The following is a 21,405-nucleotide window of genomic DNA, read 5'->3' as shown; positions in this document are numbered from 1 at the left end:
ATGGAAAAACAAGAATATACCATCACCTTATATACAGAGAACTCTATCGGTATGATAGGACGTATCTCCGGGATTTTTTCGAGGCGTAAAATTAATATTGAGAGCTTAAACACCTCTCCCTCTGAAGTAGACGGCATTCATCGCTTTACTATTTTAATTACCGAATCTGAAGAAGTAGTGCGTAAGCTATGCCGTCAGATTGAAAAACAGGTGGAAGTACTGAAAGCATATTTCAACACGAATGATGAATTGATCTGGCAAGAGCAGGCTTTATATAAAGTACCTGCACATGTGATCGCGGAGAAGGCGTATGTCGAGCGGTTATTACGCCAGTACGGCGCAAATGTAGTGGTAATACGTAACGACTATATCGTTTTTGAAACTGCCGGCCATCGTGAGGAGATCGATCGATTAACGGAGGAGTTGGGTAAATATAAGCTCATTGAATTCGTGCGCGGAGCGCGTATCGCTATCATTAAGGAAAGCGCTGGCTTCCACTCGAAATTAATTCAGTTCGAGAAAACAGAGCCTTCGCCAGAAATCGTGGAAAACGAGTTCCTCGATCAACAGGACAATGTTTTTACAATGTAAGGAGCAGAGATGAAGGAACAAGGATAAAAGACTTGTTTACAAACCACGCAAGTCTCAATACTTTGTACTAAATACGCAATACCAAAAAATGGAAAAGACATTCAAATACATTATACAGGCGCGTAAGGCCTTTATTACCTTAATAGACAGGTTCAATATTCAAGAGCTGAACCATATTCCCGAAGGATTTAACAACAATATCATCTGGAATTTTGGGCATATTGTCGTTGCAACTCAGGGGCTGTGTTATCTTCGTACAGGAGTACAACCCAATTATATCGTTAAATATGGCGCAGCTTATACGAAAGGAACCAAACCGGCGTATCCCGTTACACAAGAAGAAGTCGATAATTTGAAAGTATTGGCTATCCAAACGGTTGAACAGATAGAAAAAGACTATTATGCCGGTGTTTTTACAGAAATCACTCCGTTTGCAACCGATACGTATAAAGAGATCATGCCAACTATTGAGGATGTCATTACCACTACTATAGGTCATGATAATCTTCATTTTGGTTATGCTCTGGCACAAAGACGGATAATCAAAAGGGATTAAGGAACAAGGATAAAAATTAAAGAACAAGAGATTACAATAGAAAATAGAGGTCATTCGTAAACGCTATAGGAATCTCCATACTTTGTACTAAATACTAAACACTGATAAAAGAAAATGGCAAATTATTTCAACACATTACCTCTTAGAGAACAACTAAGACAGTTAGGACAAGCAGAATTTATGGATTCATCAGAATTCGCAGATGGCGTACAAGCTTTAAAAGGTAAAAAGATTGTAATTGTAGGATGTGGCGCTCAAGGTCTAAACCAAGGTTTAAACTTAAGAGATAGCGGATTAGATGTGTCTTACACATTACGTAAAGAAGCTATTGAACAAAAAAGAGATTCTTGGAAAAACGCAACGGACAACAATTTCAACGTAGGAACATACGAAGAACTAATTCCTACAGCGGATCTTGTGATCAATTTAACTCCAGATAAACAACATACTTCTGTCATCAATGCAGTAATGCCGTTGATGAAACAAGGTGCAACCTTATCGTATTCACATGGTTTCAATATTGTGGAAGAGGGCATGCAAATCCGTAAAGACTTAACCGTCATCATGGTGGCGCCTAAATGTCCGGGATCTGAGGTACGTGCAGAATATTTAAGAGGTTTTGGCGTACCCACCTTAATTGCCGTTCATCCCGAAAATGATCCTCAAGGTAAAGGTTGGGCTGAAGCCAAAGCGTACTGCGTGGGTACAGGTGGCGACCGTGCGGGTGTGTTGAAATCCTCATTCGTAGCGGAAGTAAAATCTGACTTAATGGGCGAACAAACTATCCTTTGTGGTTTGTTACAAACGGGTTCTATTCTTTCTTTCGACAAAATGGTCGAAAAGGGAATAGACGCAGGATACGCTTCTAAATTGGTACAATACGGGGTTGAAGTAATCACAGAAGCATTAAAGCATGGTGGTGTGAGCGGTATGTTGGATCGCTTGAGCAATCCGGCAAAGCTCAAAGCTTTTGAGATCTCGGAGGAATTAAAAGATATTATGCGTCCGTTGTTCCAAAAACACCAAGATGATATCATCTCCGGTGAATTCTCAAAAACAATGATGGAAGACTGGGCGAACGGCGATGCTAATTTGTTAAAATGGAGAGCGGAAACAGGAGAAACGGCTTTTGAAAAAACACCCGCGGGCGATGTAAAAATTGCTGAGCAAGAATATTTTGACAACTACACATTAATGGTTGCTTTCGTAAGAGCTGGTGTTGAATTGGCGTTCGAGACAATGGTTGAAGCGGGTATCAAAGCTGAATCTGCTTACTACGAGTCATTACACGAAACTCCGTTGATCGCAAATACGATTGCACGTAAAAAATTATTCGAAATGAACCGTGTTATTTCGGATACAGCGGAATACGGATGTTATTTATTTGACCAGGCCTGTAAACCGCTATTGGCAGACTTCATGAAAAAAGTAGACACGGAGCTGGTTGGTAAAAACTTTAATGATGGAAAAGATGGCTCTGTAGATAATGTAAAACTAGTACAGGTAAATGAACTTTTACGAGACCACCCGGTTGAAATCGTCGGTAGAAAACTACGTAAAGCGATGACGGCAATGAAAACGATAAAAACGATCTAATTACAGAATTCTAGATCGTGAATAAGGGGTAAATTGCTTTTTATTTTACCCCTTATAAAATTTACAACAACATAGAGAAAGAGAGAAACATGGGAAAAACATTAGTCGAAAAAATTTGGGATGCACATGTCGTCAAACGTCAAGAAGGGTTTCCAGATATTTTATATATCGACACCCACTTGATCCATGAGGTAACATCTCCTCAGGCATTTGATGGATTACGCAAAAGAGGTCTTCCGGTGTTACGTCCACAACAAACGGTAGCAACCGCCGACCATAATGTCCCGACTTTAAATCAACACCTTCCTATCAAAGAAGAACTATCCCGTTATCAAGTGGATATGCTCACTAAAAACTGCGCTGAATTTGGTATTGAGTTATATGGCCTGGGCCATCCCTATCAAGGTATTGTTCACGTTATAGGACCTGAATTAGGTATCACCTTACCCGGCAAAACAATGGTATGTGGTGATAGCCATACATCTACCCATGGTGCATTTGGCGCAATTGCTTTTGGTATTGGGACTTCCCAAGTGGAACAAGTTTTTGCGACGCAATGCCTATTGCAGCAAAAACCAAAAACGATGAAAATCGAGGTGAATGGTGAACTGGAAAAAGGCGTGGGCGCAAAAGATATTATCTTATATATTATTGCTAAAATTTCCGCAGCTGGAGGTACTGGATACTTCATCGAGTATGCCGGATCGGCTATTCGTTCATTGAGCATGGAGGCCCGGATGACCATCTGTAACATGAGTATTGAAATGGGTGCACGAGGCGGACTGATTGCTCCAGATCAAATTACATTTGACTATGTAAATGGCCGTGAATTTGCTCCTAAAGACGCAGAATGGGAAAAATCATTGGCTTATTGGAAGACATTATATTCGGATGATGACGCAACATTTGATTCCGTGCTGACATTCGATGCGGCAGATATCCAACCGATGATTACGTATGGTACAAATCCGGGTATGGGCATGGGTATTACCGAACATATTCCGACTACAGTTGCTCAACCTGAATCTGAACGTCCGTCTTATCAGAAGGCATTGGATTATATGGGATTTCAAGATGGCGAGGAGGTAATCGGCAAACCAGTTGATTATGTTTTCATCGGAAGTTGCACGAACTCGCGCATTGAAGATTTACGTGAAGTAGCCGCTTTTGTACAAGGGAAACAAAAAGCTTCTAATGTAGAAGTCTGGATTGTACCGGGTTCTAAACAGGTAGAAGCACAAGCCAAACTGGAGGGGATCGATAAGGTGTTTGAAACAGCTGGTTTTCAACTTCGTGAACCCGGCTGTTCGGCTTGTCTGGGTATGAACGAAGATAAAATTCCAGCAGGAAAATATTGTGTCTCCACTTCGAATAGAAACTTTGAAGGTCGTCAAGGCCCCAATGCACGTACCATGCTAGTGAGCCCGCTTACCGCTGCTGCAGCTGCTGTTACGGGTAAGATTGTCGATGTAAGGGAATTAATTTAGTATTGAGATATTAGTATTGAGTATTGAGATTTTGATCGTAAAGCTTAAGCCATACCTGCGGTCTCTCTTTGCCATTTGACTTTTTACTTAAAAAAATGAAAAAATTTGAAACATTAAGTTCAAGGGTAGTACCCCTACCGATTGAAAATATTGATACCGATCAGATTATTCCAGCTCGTTTCTTAAAAGCAACGACCCGTGACGGATTTGGTGATAATCTATTTCGTGATTGGCGATATGAAGCGGACAATCAACCAAAAGCAGATTTTGTGTTGAACAATCCGATCTTTAACGGAAAAATTCTAGTAGCTGGCAAAAATTTTGGCTGTGGTTCTTCACGGGAACACGCTGCCTGGGCAATTCAAGATTATGGATTTGACGTGGTTATCAGTTCATTCTTTGCAGATATCTTCAAAGGAAATGCCCTGAACAATGGTGTATTGCCGATTCAGGTTCCAGACGCTTTTTTGGAAAAGATATTTGATGTGGTCTTTACCAATCCCGCAGCCGAGCTGGTTGTTGATTTAGAAGCACAGTCAGTAACATTACCTGCTACAGGGGATCAATACATATTTGAAATAAACCCATACAAGAAGTCCTGTTTAATTAATGGATATGATGATATAGACTATATATTAAGTCAAAAGGAATTAGTAGAACAATTCGAACAAAATAGATAATGCCAACAGCTTTTATCCAGATACAGCACCTTACCGTTCAATATGGGATACAAATCGTATTGGATGATCTTTCGTGGATTATCGAGAAAGGACAACAGTGGCTTATCGGTGGTAAAAGCGGCACGGGCAAAACAACCTTAGGTAAGGCTCTTGCAGGTGTAACGACGACAAGTGGAAATAGACGAATCGATTTCGATACGACAAGTCATTTACCTGCGACAGCATACTATATTTCCAATTGGTTTCAATTTACGAACCTGGAGGGCGACCGCAATTTCTACTATCAACAGCGCTATAATAAACACCAAGGACAGAATACATTAACAGTAAAAGCGGAGTTGGAACATTTCGCGCGGCAAGAAAACTTAGATTTTTCGGAGATAGAAAACAGATTGATTGAATTTGGCTTTGCCGATGTGCAACAATCGCAATTGATTGAGCTTTCCAGTGGCGAACACAAAAAGCTTCAATTGGTGAAAGGCCTATGGCTCAAACCGCAACTTTTAATTATTGACGAGCCTTATACCGGCTTGGATAAAAATTCAAGAATTGTATTAAACCAGTGGCTTGATGAACTAGCCGAAGAGGGTGTACATTTAGTTATTATCAGCAATGATACCGCCCTTCCAAACGCCATTAATCGTTTTGCGCAACTGCGAGATGGAAAAATTGATGAGGTTGGCAGTCCCCTTGCATTTGCGAAAGAAAGTTTACGTCAACGTAGAACTTTGCCGACATTTTTAAAAGAAGTACCGCATACACCGTATGACACTATTGTACAATTAAACGATGTGCATATTCGTTATGATGCAAAAAACGTACTGAAAAATGTTTCGTGGGAAGTAAAGATCGGAGAAAAGTGGGTTTTACAGGGCCCCAATGGATCTGGTAAGTCCACTTTACTGAGTCTGATCAATGGCGATCACCCGCAATCTTATGGAATGGATATCCATCTGTTTGGTAATAAGAGAGGTTCGGGGGAGAGTATTTGGGACATAAAACAAAAAATTGGACTTATCTCTCCAGAGATGCATTGGTATTTTGACCAAAATGCGACGGTGTGGCACACCATCGCTTCTGGCTTTTACGATAGCATCGGTTGGTTTATCGATGTTAAATTTAAGGAGCAAAAACAGATTGAAGAATTGATGGCTTTTTTCGATTTAACGGAATACAAGAATCAATTGCTTCATACCTTACCGCTGGGCAAACAACGTCTGGCGCTACTCGCAAGAACAATCATCAAAAATCCTCCTTTATTGGTATTGGATGAACCTTGCCAGGGTTTGGATAGTGACCAAACCCAGTATTTTAACGATGTAGTAGATGAATTGGTACTATATGGTAAAACATTAATTTATGTGGGCCATTATGAAAGTCAACTGCCAAAATGCATCGAACACCGGATTGTATTAGAACAAGGCGAAGTCGTAGCCATAGAAAATATATTAGTAAACGTTTAACACTGCAATGAAGAAAAATATTCTTATTATTCCAGGTGATGGAATTGGACAAGAAGTAACCACATGGGGAAAGCAAGCATTGGAAGCTGTAGCCCAAAAATATAACCATGAATTTATTTTTGACGAAGCCATAATGGGCCACACCGCTATTGAAGCGACTGGAGATCCACTTCCAGATGAAACCCTGGAAAAAGCAAAAGCTTCGGATGCTATTTTATTTGGTGCTATTGGTCATGCGAAATACGACAATGATCCTTCAGCAAAGGTGCGCCCAGAACAGGGCCTCTTGAAAATACGCAAAGAACTGGGGCTCTATGCCAACCTACGTCCGATCTTATTATTCGATGAACTTTTGGATGCCTCCAGTCTGAAACCGGAGGTGTTACGTGGAACAGATATCTTATTCTTCCGCGAATTGACGGGTGATGTGTATTTCGGCGAAAAGAACCGCAATGACGACAATACATTCGCTTCCGACCTAATGAACTATCATCGTTACGAAGTAGAACGCATTGCACGTAAAGCATATGATGCGGCACGTACGCGTAACAAAAAATTATGTTCTGTCGATAAAGCAAATGTACTGGAAACTTCTCGCCTCTGGCGCGAAGTTGTACAAGAAATTGCACAAGAATATCCTGATGTGGAAACCGAACACATGTTTATCGATAATGCGGCAATGCAATTGGTAAAGAATCCGAAAAAATTTGATGTCGTATTGACGGCGAATTTATTTGGCGATATATTAACAGACGAGGCATCACAAATTGCGGGATCTATGGGTATGTTGGCTTCAGCCTCTATTGGTGACGGAACAGGATTTTTCGAACCCATCCATGGCTCGGCGCATGATATAGCTGGCCAAAACAAAGCCAATCCATTAGCTTCCATCCTATCTGTTGCATTAATGCTCGATATTGCGTTCGGCTTACAGGAAGAAGCAAAACTGGTAACAACAGCCGTAGCGGAAACGCTGAAAGCAGGGTGGCGAACGGGTGATATTGCCAACGCAGATACTGCTTCCAATAAAATTTTAGGCACAAATGAAATGGGTGCTAAAGTCTTGGAGTTTATTAAATAGTATTAAGATAGGAGCATTGAGTATGAAGATTTGGATAATGCAAACTATGGCCTGTTTTCGCATTATCCAAATAATTGGATAAAAAGATAATCCTGCATAACTTTATAACTCGATGACCTCTTAATGTATACTTTATTAATTTTTTAATTTAAAATTATGTTACACGATCCGAATCACTTATACATCTTCGACACGACGCTTCGCGACGGTGAGCAAGTTCCTGGATGCCAATTAACGACGATAGAGAAAGTCGAAATTGCCAAAGATCTCGAACGGTTGGGCGTTGATATTATCGAAGCTGGATTTCCAGTATCAAGTCCTGGCGATTTCCAATCGGTTGTCGAATTATCCAAAGCGGTAGACGATGTGATTATTTGTGCCTTAACCAGGGCCAATAAAAACGATATCGATGTAGCGGCTGATGCACTTAAACATGCCAAACGCCCGCGTATACACACTGGAATTGGTTCATCTGACATGCATATCCAATACAAATTCAGCAGTACCCGGGAAGAGATTTTGGAAAGAGCTGTAGCGGCAGTCAAACATGCGAAATCCTACGTTGAAGACGTTGAATTCTATGCAGAAGATGCCGGTCGTGCCGACCTAGCTTATCTCGCTCAAATGATAGAAGCTGTAATTAATGCTGGTGCCACGGTAGTCAATATTCCTGACACAAATGGTTATTGCCTGCCCGACCAATATGGCGCTAAGATAAAATACCTTAAAGAGCATGTCAAAAACATCGATCAGGCGATCATCTCTGCGCATTGCCATAATGACTTAGGGTTAGCAACCGCCAATTCTATTGCAGCAGTGCAGCATGGAGCTCGCCAGGTAGAATGTACGATCAATGGTATCGGAGAGCGTGCAGGCAATACATCGTTAGAAGAAGTCGCAATGATTTTAAAAGTGCATAATCAATCCTTTGGAAACTTGAGCTCCAATATAGATAGCACGATGTTTACTTATATATCACGAAAAGTGAGTGACATGATGAACATGCCGGTACAACCAAATAAAGCGATTGTAGGCCGAAATGCTTTTGCCCATAGTTCAGGTATCCATCAAGATGGGTTCTTGAAACATCGTGAAAATTACGAAATCATCCGGCCGGAAGATGTCGGTCTGCAAGAAGCCGATATTATTTTGACTGCACGATCAGGCCGCCATGCCTTAAAACATCACTTAGAACGCTTGGGTTACCATTTAGACAAAGAAACCTTGTCCAATACATACGAACGTTTCCTGGTTATTGCAGATGCAAAAAAAGATATTAACGATGAAGACCTGCTTTCCTTAGTTAAAAGTTAGTTTTTGACTTTTTACTTTTTACTTTTGATTTTAACATGGACTTATCAACATTAGAAATAGACTCGCTACAGGCCAAAGAACGCATAAAAGACGTTATAACGCGCACACCGCTACAATACAACCTACATCTTTCTGAAAAGTACAGTGCAGAAGTATACTTAAAGAGAGAGGACCTTCAAGTCGTGCGTTCGTATAAATTGCGAGGGGCCTACAATAAAATCGTGAGTCTATCAGAAGAAGAGCGATCACGTGGAGTGGTATGTGCCAGCGCAGGTAATCATGCACAAGGAGTAGCCCTATCATGCAAAAAACTAGGTATCAAGGGTGTTATTTTTATGCCCGGTCCTACACCTCGCCAAAAGATTACGCAGACCGAAATGTGGGGAAATGGTCACATCGAAATTGTACTGACGGGCGATACATTTGACGACTGCCAAAAAGCAGCGACAGAATATGCTACCGAACACAGCATGAATTTTATCCCACCTTTCGACGATATCAAAATCATTGAAGGACAAGGAACCGTAGCTGTTGAAATCTTAGAAGATCTTCCGGATCTGGACGCTGTATTTCTCCCCATAGGAGGAGGCGGATTATCTTCGGGAGTAGGCTATCATATGAAAAAAGTTGCCCCACAAGTAAAACTGTATGGCATAGAACCCGAAGGAGCACCGTCCATGCAAGCAGCTATCGCCCATGGTGGACCAATCGAGCTAGAACATATCAACAAGTTTGTAGATGGAGCTGCAGTTAAAAAGATTGGTGCACTAACCTATGCGATCAGTAGCCAGTTATTGGATTCTGTAAAATCGGTTCCTGAAGGCAAAATCTGCACGTCCATTTTAGAGCTTTACAACAAGGATGCCATTGTAGCTGAACCGGCCGGTGCGCTTTCGATTGCTGCATTGGAGTTCCACCAAGACGAAATCAGAGGCAAAAAAGTAGTTTGTATTGTTTCCGGTGGCAACAACGACATCGACCGTATGAGCGAAATCAAGGAGATGTCCTTGCTTTATGAAGGATTCAAACACTATTTTATCGTTCGTTTCCCACAACGTCCTGGTGCACTACGTCTCTTGGTCACCGAAGTGCTTGGGCCTAAGGATGATATTACACGTTTTGAATACATCAAAAAGACTGAACGTGAACGCGGCCCGGCACTAATTGGTATTGAACTAAATGATCCCAAGGATTATATCAACTTTATCGAACGAATGAAAATGTACAAATTCGATTTTATCGAAGTCAATAAAGATCAGACCTTATTTGAGTATTTGGTATAACTATTACTATAACAAAAAAGGAGATTCTGTTGAATCTCCTTTTTTTGTTTATACAGACAATCTTCCGCAAACATTCAACCACTTCTATTGTTTCACTATATAGACTAAATCGAATAAAAAAATGAGAACAACACTTTTAATTATGATGACGATGCTATGCACCATCGTATTTGGACAGACCGACAAAAGCAAAAGGCCTAGCCCACCTGACAGTGTAATTATAACCACCGATGATGGTGTTACAATGGCAATACATTACAGCAGTCCATCACTAAAAGGCAGAGAAATAGGAGTAGATATTGTTCCATTAGGACAAGTGTGGCGCACGGGGGCTAACGAAGCGACTACTATCGAGTTTGACAAGGATGTATTGATTAATACCGAAAAGCTTGCAAAAGGCAAATACAGCTTATACACCCTGCCCGGTGAGATGCAAACAATACTTATATTCAATAAAATCTGGGACCAGTGGGGTGCTGGCAAATACGATGAAAAGCAAGATGCTTTACGGGTTACCGTAATTAATAGCAGCGGAACTAATGCACAGGAGCGGTTTAAAATAAATGCTGATAATACGGGTAAGGTAACGTTAGTCTGGGGAAATTACTTATTACCGTTTCAAGTAAAAGTAGCCCGATAATTACGAGTAGTTATGTAATAGGCGTGCTGGAAAAGTGCGTTTTCTGATACGCCTATTACTATTATTTTTCTTTCATGATCCTTTTTAAAAATTGATCCTGCTTTCCCGAAACCTGAATCTGATACACCTTCTTTGCCATAAGTTTTTCCGCCTACCCGGGAGATTGCTGATACTTAAGAACTGTTACACAAAGTGACAATCTATTATTCAACGATAGAGGCAAATATTAATCCTAAGGGGTCTTTTAAACAAAATTTAGGAAAAAAATTTTTTTTATTTTGATTGTAACTTTTTTATATCTAGTTTAGAATATAGAATGAATTATGATATTTTATTTTATGAAGCTAAATCGATTTAATATTTCACTTTAAAGAACATAAAGCACCAAATAATGGGCACGTTTTAATTTATCGTTGCTTAAGGCGAGACTACCAGAATACTTACATTTTTATGATTCTTTCTAGATTATGATCAGTAGCCTCGTCTTTAAGAACTATAAAAGTGATACTTACGAAATTTTTTTATAGATTTTTCGTCGAGTACATGGAGTTTTTATAGAAAAATCATTTTGGAACCGAATAAAAACGAGCAAAGCAAATATAATTTTTGGAATTTTTGCTAAATCGTATTAACTAATTTTTATAAACTTATATTAACAACCAATTGGATAAATATGTTTTCAGTAATACACGTTAGCGACACCAATTTGCGATATGAATGCCGATATCCTAAATAGGTAGATATGGTCATCGCAAGATCGAACGAATTATAAAGTTAATCATCAATTATAATAAAACTAAAAACCTAAATTTATATGAAGGAGAAATTTCCAAGCACATATAATGTCGGTATTCCTGCTGTGTTTATTATGCTATTACTTCATGTTCAGCTATTTGCAGGACACGAAGACGAAAGGGGCTTCACTGTAATTCCCCCGCTTAATGTATTGCAGGATACGGTTCCTCAGCTTCTAGATTCGGTCTTTGAGCTGAATTTTAAAAACATCAGGACAAAATCTGTGCACAAGCCCATTGAAGACATTGCTCTTTATGGAAATGCAACTATTCCGCAATTGTTGAAAGGCGAGGCTGCGGGCCTTTATATTAGCGAACCGACTGGTGAACCCGGAACACCAAATTACATGTTTATCCGAGGTATTTCGTCTCCGATATTCAGCAATAAGGATGTTTATCAGAGCCAACCTCTGGTTGTACTTGATGGCATTCCCATGATTAGCCCTCACCCCTTTTCTTATATGATCCAATCTTACGATATTGATAGAATTGGGCCTGAGAACAATTTACTGAGCAATATTGACGTGGACAATATTGCTTCCATTGAGGTGCTGAAGGATATGGCAGACATCGCAATTTATGGCCCCATAGCCGCGAATGGCGTTATTAAAATCACATCTAAGAAAAGTGCTAGCGACAATAGAAGAAGAATAAGTGTGAACAGTTTTGTAGGGATGGCGAGCAGACCACAGGTGACTACCATCAATGGCGGCTATGAAAACCGATTTAGGCAGCAATTTTACGACTTGTATACCACCAACGGACGCTACAATGCGGATGACACGTACCCGGTATACTTGAGTGATTCATTAAATACCCGCTACTACGGTCCCTCGAACTGGAGCGACACTTATTACAATAACGGACTGAACTATGGCATAAATGCCCGATTATCAGGAGGAGGGAAACGCTCTAATTTCCAATTCTCATTGGGCACGTTGCAAAATTCAGGGATCGCCGAAGATACCAACTTCAAGAAGTACAATGCTCGGTTTCAACTGGATCTACAACCCCTTAAATGGCTCTTCTTTCACACCACAATCAACGCAGCACGTCTCGACAGGAACAGGAATAAAAACCTCCGAAATCGCTATGCTATGTTGTCTTATCTGCCTGATTTAAGTGCGCCATTGGCTCCTAATAAAGAGGCATATGATAGCTATAGGCAAAACAATGACAAAGGTTTTGACAATAACTTTTCGAATATCCTAGAAGGCAATATGGCGCTCAATGTACAATTTGGATCCTTTAAACTTAAATCAAGCATGTCGGTTGACTACAATGAAGGGTTCCGCGACCTTTTTCACCATAGCAGCTTGATGGAACGAAATAACTTTGCGTCCAACTATTACGGCTATAGCCAGCGATTGATGTATGATAATGTAGCTTCTTATGACTGGAAAATGGACAACAGCAATCTTTTCTTGGAAGCGGGAAATGTTTTGCAGTGGGATTTGCATAAATATAATTATGCCTATGCATACAAAGGAATTAACGACCATATTAAAATCAACTTGCTAGAATCCGATCCCAATAACGATAATTTTCTAAATCCCACAGCGTTTCCAAGACAGCTAACCTATAAGTTTTTGGATCGTACGCGCCACAACCTTGTATCGTTCTTCGGTCGTGGAACCTATAACTTAATGGACAAGTACTCGGCCAGTCTATTGCTTCGATATGATGGCTCTTCCAATGCCCAACCAACTAATCGATGGCTGTTTACACCATCACTAGCGTTGGGGTGGGACATTAAGAAAGAGTTCTTACAAGATAATGATGTGTACCAGAGTTTTAAAATTAGGACCAGTGCTGGAAGGCTAGGTATCCTAAATATGTACGACAATATTTCCCAAGGGCCGAACTATACGGCGCAGATAGGTTACACGGGTAACGTCATCGTACCGGCCTACAACGGAATCGCAGCTTTAGTACGCCCTTATGAAGATGGTTGGGTTGGTTATAATATTCCTTGGGCTTACACTGACCAAGCGAATGTGGGAATTGACATCCAACTGTCCAAACGCAACGCATACATCACCTTGGATGCATATATCCGAGAGAACAAAAATCAAATATTAACGGTTCCTGCCTACGCGGAATATGGATATGAATACAGTATAGAGGCAGGGATGGATGTACGTAACACCGGGATCGAATTGGCTTTTGGCGGAGATATCATTACTGGTCTTGAGCGCAACTTCCGGTGGCATTCGGGTTTGAACCTAGGTGCAAACAACAATAAATTAACCGCATTACCGGGTGGGCTGGATGAGGTCGTCATACAGAACAGGAAACTAAAAGTCGGTGAACGGATCGATGCGTTCTGGATTTTGGAAAACGAGGGAATTTACCAATCGGATGCAGAGGTACCAGAAGTAGACGGTGTGAAGAAAAACTACAATGGACTGACGTTTAAGGCTGGGGATCCTATTTGGACAGATCAAAATGGCGATAACCGGATCTCGTCCGAAGACCGCGTGATGCGCGGCAATCATATACCCAAAATAACGGGTTCATGGCAGAACGATTTCTATTACAAAAATTTCGATCTTAAAGTGAACCTTTACTTTAATCTGGGAAGGCAGATCCTTAATCAGGAAATGGCAAACCGTTTTGATTTTATCAACAATGAAAATGCAAAGAATGTCAATTCCATTAAAGAAATCACTTATTGGGAAAAACGTGGTGACTACAGCAAATATCCGTTATACAATCCTTGGAGCAGCGTCAATGCCTACCAATCTTCGCAGGATTTATTCCTCGAGAATGGCGCTTTCATGAAACTAAGACAGGTCTCGCTGGGTTACAATTTCTCCGACCTCTTGGGATCACAGCTGGGCGGAGGCAAATTATACGTTTATCTCGCCGCAAATAATCTGTTTACCGTTTCAAACTATTCAGGACGCGATCCTGAGATCGTTAATTATTTGGGATACGACGAAGGGTACAACATGGTTATTCCGAGAACGTTTTTAATGGGTTTTAAACTGAACTTTTAAAATAGCCACATGAAAAAGATACTTTATTATTTGATGTTTTTGACCCTGCTATGTACGGGTTGCAATGATATGCTTGATATTGATTCGACACGGGTGGTTTCGGAAGAAAATATGTGGGAAAAAATTGAGGATAACCGCGCGAAGTTGATGGGCGTATACGCCATGACCAAATCTGCCTTGGTGGATCGTAACGCCTTTTGGTTATACGGCGAAGTACGGAGTGGTGAGTATGCGATCCCTTCCCGCATGGATTTACGTGCGATATCAGCGAACGAGCTGAACGCCAACGACCCCACATTAGATGCGCTGCGCAGCTGGCGCAGATGGTACACAGTAGTCAACGAAGCCAATATATTTTTGGAGCGTGCACACGAGGTTCTTGAAAAAGACGAACGTTATACGCAAAACAATTTGAATGTTGACTTGGCGCAAGCCCGATTTTTGCGTGCTTTCGCTTACTTTAATATGACTCGTATATGGGGCGATGTACCGCTCATCACAAGCTCTTCGGAAGGCAGTTTTACGTCTAAAAAACGAGAAGAAAAGGAAAAATTGATGGCTTGGATTGAACTAGAACTCCAACAGGCTGCTGATCATCTTCCGGTGCGATACAGCGTGAACGAGCCGGAACAATTGGGTAACTATTATAATGAAGCCACATCCCGCTGGGACGGCACATTGGCCACCAAAATTGCGGCATACGCGATCATGGCCCACTTGGCAGCCTGGCAAGAAAATTATCCAAACGTGGCATCCTATACGGCTTATGTTATGGACAATTATACGAGGGCTAATATTAACTTTGTAGCCACGTCGAGTTTGGTCTCCCCTAGCGGATTCTTTTTTGACAAACACAGTAGCCAGATGTTTGCGTTCCCTTCTATTTGGGGCCATGTGGAAGCAAATTTCACAGGTCAAGTGGAGGAGCTCACCTTGGCCGCTCCTATCGTAAATAAAAGTATTCCTGACATGTACTACACAAAGGAGACCATCTCCGCTGTGTTTAATGAACCAAAAGATGAGCGCTTTAGTATAGATACGTTAGGAAATCCGGTTACTGAAAATTATTTCAGTAATTTCAATGGCCGCTATCCTATTCTCAGTAAGATAAAATGCATTCAAGGCGGAAATACCGATCCTTCCTTTCGTATCTTTTCCAGTGCCCTTGTTTTTTCGAGGCTCGAAGACATGGTGTTGCTGCGTGCCGAAGCATTAGCTGTATTAGGCGATCGGGGTGGAGCAGTGGAGATGCTGGATCGAATCCGTGAAAACAGAGGCTTAGAAGTGTATACTGAGGCCGAAAACGGCGATTTAGTAGACGCTATTTTCAAGGAGAGGCGTCGCGAGTTGATGGCAGAGGGACATCGCTGGTATGACCTTGTACGATACCACAAAATTAAAAACAATGATCCAGACTTCGTACGGTTGATTAGAGAAGGAGGGATTTACTGGCCTATTGCCGAATCCTTGCTCCGGCAAAATGTCCTCTTGGAACAAAACGACTACTGGCAATAATCTTTAATAAAAAAAGAACTATCATGACACTCCGAATATTATACGCTTTATGCTGCCTCTTAGCGCTTTCCTGCACCAAGGACAACGGCTTCTATAAACATGAGTTAAAAAAAGAACAGTTTAATGGAAATATCTATGCATACCTCAAAAGTAAGCCGGGTGTGTACGATTCAATTATAAAAGTTGTTGACCGTGTAGGACTCGATCAGGTATTGGCGAACGATGGCGTCACCTTATTTGCGCCGACCAATGAAAGTTTTAGGTTGGCAATAGAAAATCTAAATATTGTTCGGCGGCGGGCCGACCAACCTAAGGAATACCTGCTAGATGTAGACTTGGCACATTTAGACACCATGATGTCTCAATATATCGTACGCGGTAAGCTTAACGGAGATTCGTTGGCATCCAAGGACGGGAAATCGCTAAGCGATTTCCGCTATGGATATCCTATGCACGGAAAATTGACCGAATCCTATTCCTCTGGCTACGTTCATGGGGGGCCTTCGGTCATCGAATTTAGCGACACTAGAAAGAGTAGCTTTATACGCAATTGGGTAACGACCAGTACCGCATCCATTAATATTGAAACCACGAATGGTATCGTGCACGTTTTATCGCCCGATCATGTGTTTGGTTTCAATGATTTCGTGAAGAGATTGACCTATATCCCTCCTCCACCAAATTTATTTGTTACCGTAGGCGGCACGTTTAGCGCATCGACGGAACACAGCGGTGGCCCGAATGCAGCAGAAGCATCCAAGTACGTCTTTGACGGCAATTCACAAACGAAATTCTTAGTGAGTTTTGGAAATTCCTTATGGATGCAAGTGCAATTAAACGAACCTTCTGTGGCCAACGCCTACACCTTGACTTCGGCTAATGATGAAGAAGATAGAGATCCCATCGATTGGCGACTGGAGGGTTCTCATGACGGCACCACATGGGTGCAGTTAGATTCAAAATCGTCCGAAGAGTTTGTAAATAGGTTTATGCAACGCGTGTTCCGCTTTAGAAACACTACCGCCTATACCTATTATCGGCTTACCGTTACACGGATAAGAGAGGGATCTACATTCCAACTAGCAGATTGGTCTGTAAATTTTGAGGAATTACTATAGTCGGATGAAACTTAACAATAACCTATATATGATGAGCTATATGAAATACAGGGTTTTGGGAATAGCGACAGGTTTATTTTTTGCTGCAACATCCTGCACTGAAATGTACGATTTGCCAGCGGATAAAGATTTTATCAGCGAAAACCTAACCTATTCAAACAAGTTGTTGGAACCCAGATTAGGGATGACGACGGTTATGAATCGGCTGAACGCGGACAACTCGACTTTGCCCGTTACGTTCGAGATTATTAACCCCCGCTTCGGCGACGGTAGACCGGTAGGGGATTTTTTACAGGTCGTACCAACATACGAATGGATAAGAGAGTACGATGGTGAAGAAACCTCGCTACAGGAGATTGAAAATAAACGACAGCTGGTAGACAAGCCGCTATTTGAAGTTGACGCAGGAGGCCGTTTCATTATGCATGCGGCGGCTACAAATGAACTGGTAATGCCCCGTCCTGCTGACACTGTGCTAAAAACACAAGATATTCGCTTTTTCGATCTAAAGCTTAGCAATTCGGGCGGTGTACGTTATGTTAAGGACTTTCAGCTTATCCCTTGGCGAGAGATACCTTACGAACCTTCAACCGATATCAACCCGTACACGGGCGGTATTGCGCCAGACCCTAATGCCCCGAATGATCCGAGAAAAAGAGCATACATCTTACCCACATTTATAACAAATGTTGTCGGCGAAAGCACCAACGTGCCACTGATCAACAATAACCAAAAGAAAGATATAGTCGTTTACATCCGGCCGTTTGAAGGCGGAAACGGGAATAAGCTACGCTTTAAATTTTTGAATAGGGACAGTCTCCCGATCTACCCGCTAGAATTCAATGAAACCCGTTGGGATGAATTGGTGCATGGCTTCAACAAGGAAGTAACGGCTGAATACGTGCAATATGACGTAGCCTATCCAATTCCGTTGACTTCAATCACAACGGATTATGCGATTGGCGACCGTGCTTTTGTGGAGTTTGGCTATTCCCGTATTGGATGGGGCGGCACCCGTATTATTGCTGGTTTTGGCCTGGCCTTTAAGATCTTTAAGAAAGGCGATTGGGAAATCGTATTTCATTTCAAAAACGATAATCCAAAATTTGACAACGAATAACACGGCTTCCTATGAAAAATAAAATTATATATAGCATACTTCTATTTTGTATGAGCCTGAACCTTTCCGTAACGGCACAAACAACTGTGAAAGGAAGGGTGCTGGACGAAAATGGCAGGGGCTTAGCCAATGTCTCCGTCATGAATGCCTCTACTGGTCGATCTCTCGTTGCCTCGGACGCAAACGGAGGGTTCTCGGTTTCAGTTGGCTCAGGTACTGCCCTACTTTTCAAACTGGTAGGTTATGGTAACAAACGGGTAGCCCTAGCAAACGGACAAACCACCCTAACAGTCACTATGGAATCATCAAACAGTGAAGTGGAAGAAGTGGTGGTAACGCGCGGTTACGTAAAACGGCCCAAAGAGACCTCTACGGGTGCTTCCAATATTATCACGGCGGATGATATCCGCGATATACCCGGATCTTTAGAGACTTTATTGCAGGGAAGGGCACCTGGTCTCAACATACAGGTGAATACCGGTGCGCCGGGATTCCGTGGTACGACTCAAATCCGTGGTCTTTCTACCCTAGCCACGGCAGGATCTGGGAACGAATCCATCCTCATGCCAACCTCCCCCCTATATGTTATCGATGGGGTGCCATTGGATGCGGATCGGGCCTCCGAAATGGGTCTGCAGCAACAGGGGCCGGGTATCAGTCCATTGTCCATGATTCCGCCAGAAGACGTGGAAAGTATAGAAATTTTAAAAGATGCACAAGCTACCTCTCTTTATGGTTCATTGGCCGCTTACGGGGTAATTATCATCAATACAAAAAGAGGTAACTCGGAAATCCCACGTATCAATTACGTCAATAATTCATTTATGCGGACGCCTCCCAAATTACGGGAAACCTTAGGCGGTAACCTCGAACGGCGGCTTAAACTGCAGCAGATCTTTGGTAATGCTTTAACACAAGCAGATATCGATCGTATACAACAGACACCACACCTATCGGACAGTTTGAACGCGTATTTTAACAATTCGACCAACTGGCAGGACTTGTATTTTCAGACTACATTCAATCAAAGTCACAACCTGAGTGTCGACGGGGGTAACAATGTATTATCGTACAAAGCCAACATCGGTTATCATACTGAAACGGGTATTATTCGAAATACAGGTTTTGATCGCTACTCTACAAACCTACGCATGGACTACAGCCCGGATTCCAAACTTCGCTTTACAGGACAGGTGTTTGCCCAATTAGGTAAGGTGAATAAAGGTGACGGTACCGGCATATTGCAAACGGGTGTAGCCTCTGGCGGAATGTCTTCTACCTTACTGCCGCCACCATCTTTCTATTCGGCGTCGTCGGAGTATATCTCTTCCATCAGCACAAAAAATGACAATGCCGTTCGACTTATACGCCCCTATATTGAAGGATCTTATGAAATTTTAACAGGTTTGCGCCTCACATCGGCGCTGAGTTACGAATTTGTCTCCAGCACAGAAGATACGTTCTCGCCGGCAGCGGCTAACAACCAGTTTTCGAAAGTCTATTCTTTTGCTGGAAGGCAAACGCAACTGTATAGCCGTAGTTCGCTGAATTACAGCAAGTCCTTCAATGAGGCGCATAATATTTTTATCAACCTTTTTAACGAAGCGCGTAACGTGACCCGGCAGGATTTCCCGATACAACCTGATCGCACACCAAATGATAGTTATCAGGGTCCGTTGGGCTATGATGGGTATTTTTCACGGGGAGGGGGATTGTTGGACAATTTCAGAAACGAAAAAGCGCTATCCTTTGCCTTGTCTACTTCGTACGACTACAAAAGAAGATATGTCGTCGACCTTTCCTATCGTATGGACGGCTCTTCGGGAAATGGCTTTGGTAATCTCTATACGAAGAACCCCGCGCTCGGCCTACGCTGGAATGCGCATAATGAAGAATGGATAAAAGATAATGCCTCTTGGATAAGTCTAGCTTCCATACGCGGAAGTTGGGGGATCAATGTGATGCCAAACAGTACATTGGAGCGGATTTACGGTCGATATGATATACTAGGCAATTACAACCAACAAGCGGGGATAGGTATTAATTTTGGTCAGATTCCTAATCCGGACTTGAAGCCTACGACTTCTATGCAGTATAACTTTGGATTAGATATTGCTTTATTTAATAATCGCATCGATTTTGTCTATGATACGTATTACAAAAAGGTGGACAATTTGCTCTTCGATCAATTTTTAAATAATACCGTTGCGTTTAATGTGCTGGCGTCCAACGACGCTGCCATTGCAAACTACGGACATGAATTAATGTTAAATGTTAGACCTTTACGCCCTGGAGGGGATTTTAGTTGGACCTTCTCCATCAACGGAGCACTCAATAAGGATGTACTGTTAAAATTGCCTGCGCATTATGGTGGCCAGTTTATCAAGTTGAGTGATGATGCTGTAGATGGACAACATAATGTATTCCGGGTAGGTACGGCCACGCTTTCCAATTACCTTTTAATTAATCAGGGCGTATATGCGCATGATCAAGACGTGCCAATTGATCCAGCCACCGGCTTGCGTTACCGCACGGCAGATGGAACCTTCTTTCAGGCCGGAGACCCGATTTGGAAAGACATAAACGGGGACTACATTCTGGATAGCCGTGATATGGAACGGACTGGCAACTCCCAACCGCTGGTTACAGGCGGGGTACAAAATACGTTTACCTATAAAAATCTCCAGTTTAGCATGTATGCATCGTACACGGCTAAGCGTACGATCTTGAACAATGCATTAGCCGAGCGCATGGGACTCATGTCCGATCCCTTTGGAAAAGACGGAGATAATAAAGTCGTGGTGCCGCTAGACGGATATGATATGTGGCGACAACCGGGCGATATCGCCAAATATCCCTATGCTTACGCCTACACACGAAGCGAACCAGTAAACCCATTTCGGTACGATCAAACCCTATGGGCGGAGAATGGCACCTATTTTAAAATCAACAACATTATTTTGGCCTACAATTTCAGCCGCGACGCCTTGAGACGATATGGACTACAACGACTGCGTGTGTATGTCTCGTTGGATAATGTGGTGACCTTCTCTAGCTACAGCGGACCGAACCCAGAAAACGTAACTAGTCTCGGACGTGACCTCTCCAATGGATACCCCATACCTAGGACATATAACGTAGGTTTAAACCTTTCATTTTAATTAT

15 protein-coding genes are annotated in these 21,405 nt (G+C 42.0%); all 15 read left to right on the top strand.

Annotated elements, in window-relative coordinates; all coding sequences use genetic code 11:
• Nucleotides 1-591, top strand: coding sequence for an acetolactate synthase small subunit (ilvN, locus tag C4F40_RS12720; RefSeq protein ID WP_196939763.1), 591 nt, complete (start codon nt 1-3; stop codon nt 589-591).
• A gap of 88 nt (nt 592-679) precedes the next feature.
• Nucleotides 680-1,147 carry a DinB family protein gene (locus C4F40_RS12715; protein ID WP_196939762.1) on the top strand — a complete coding sequence of 156 codons (468 nt, stop codon included), beginning with the start codon at nt 680-682 and terminating at the stop codon, nt 1,145-1,147.
• 114 nt (nt 1,148-1,261) lie between these two features.
• Complete coding sequence (gene ilvC / locus C4F40_RS12710) at nt 1,262-2,743, top strand: ketol-acid reductoisomerase (protein ID WP_196939761.1); 1,482 nt, start codon at nt 1,262-1,264, stop codon at nt 2,741-2,743.
• 89 nt (nt 2,744-2,832) lie between these two features.
• Complete coding sequence (gene leuC / locus C4F40_RS12705) at nt 2,833-4,230, top strand: 3-isopropylmalate dehydratase large subunit (RefSeq protein WP_196939760.1); 1,398 nt, start codon at nt 2,833-2,835, stop codon at nt 4,228-4,230.
• A gap of 95 nt (nt 4,231-4,325) precedes the next feature.
• The gene (gene leuD, locus C4F40_RS12700; RefSeq protein WP_196939759.1) at nt 4,326-4,910 is read left to right on the top strand and encodes a 3-isopropylmalate dehydratase small subunit; all 585 of its coding nucleotides are present in this window, start codon (nt 4,326-4,328) and stop codon (nt 4,908-4,910) included.
• Complete coding sequence (locus C4F40_RS12695; RefSeq protein WP_196939758.1) at nt 4,910-6,373, top strand: ATP-binding cassette domain-containing protein; 1,464 nt, start codon at nt 4,910-4,912, stop codon at nt 6,371-6,373. Before leuD ends, C4F40_RS12695 begins: the two co-directional genes overlap by 1 nt.
• A gap of 7 nt (nt 6,374-6,380) precedes the next feature.
• A complete protein-coding gene (leuB, locus tag C4F40_RS12690) occupies nt 6,381-7,454 on the top strand; it encodes a 3-isopropylmalate dehydrogenase (protein WP_196939757.1) in 1,074 nt (357 codons plus the stop codon).
• A 156-nt stretch (nt 7,455-7,610) separates the two neighbouring features.
• Complete coding sequence (locus C4F40_RS12685; RefSeq protein WP_196939756.1) at nt 7,611-8,768, top strand: 2-isopropylmalate synthase; 1,158 nt, start codon at nt 7,611-7,613, stop codon at nt 8,766-8,768.
• Between the two features lie 35 nt (nt 8,769-8,803).
• Nucleotides 8,804-10,051 carry a threonine ammonia-lyase IlvA gene (gene ilvA / locus C4F40_RS12680; protein WP_196939755.1) on the top strand — a complete coding sequence of 416 codons (1,248 nt, stop codon included), beginning with the start codon at nt 8,804-8,806 and terminating at the stop codon, nt 10,049-10,051.
• A 121-nt stretch (nt 10,052-10,172) separates the two neighbouring features.
• Nucleotides 10,173-10,691, top strand: coding sequence for a DUF2911 domain-containing protein (locus C4F40_RS12675; RefSeq protein WP_196939754.1), 519 nt, complete (start codon nt 10,173-10,175; stop codon nt 10,689-10,691).
• Between the two features lie 814 nt (nt 10,692-11,505).
• The gene (locus tag C4F40_RS12670; RefSeq protein ID WP_196939753.1) at nt 11,506-14,487 is read left to right on the top strand and encodes a SusC/RagA family TonB-linked outer membrane protein; all 2,982 of its coding nucleotides are present in this window, start codon (nt 11,506-11,508) and stop codon (nt 14,485-14,487) included.
• A 9-nt stretch (nt 14,488-14,496) separates the two neighbouring features.
• Nucleotides 14,497-16,002 (top strand): RagB/SusD family nutrient uptake outer membrane protein, encoded by a 1,506-nt coding sequence (locus C4F40_RS12665; RefSeq protein WP_231390051.1) that lies wholly within the window; start codon nt 14,497-14,499, stop codon nt 16,000-16,002.
• 23 nt (nt 16,003-16,025) lie between these two features.
• Nucleotides 16,026-17,120, top strand: a complete 1,095-nt coding sequence (locus C4F40_RS12660) for a fasciclin domain-containing protein (protein WP_196939752.1) — start codon at nt 16,026-16,028, stop codon at nt 17,118-17,120.
• Nucleotides 17,121-17,124: 4 nt separating this feature from the next.
• Nucleotides 17,125-18,240 carry a DUF5007 domain-containing protein gene (locus C4F40_RS12655; protein ID WP_231390049.1) on the top strand — a complete coding sequence of 372 codons (1,116 nt, stop codon included), beginning with the start codon at nt 17,125-17,127 and terminating at the stop codon, nt 18,238-18,240.
• 11 nt (nt 18,241-18,251) lie between these two features.
• A complete protein-coding gene (locus C4F40_RS12650; protein WP_196939751.1) occupies nt 18,252-21,401 on the top strand; it encodes a SusC/RagA family TonB-linked outer membrane protein in 3,150 nt (1,049 codons plus the stop codon).
• Nucleotides 21,402-21,405: the final 4 nt, after the last annotated feature.

Source organism: Sphingobacterium pedocola, from assembly GCF_015209965.1.
In the GTDB taxonomy this organism is placed as follows: Bacteria; Bacteroidota; Bacteroidia; order Sphingobacteriales; family Sphingobacteriaceae; genus Sphingobacterium; species Sphingobacterium pedocola.
The sequence above is the reverse complement of the archived record's forward strand: the minus strand, read 5'-3'. Positions and strand labels throughout refer to the sequence as shown.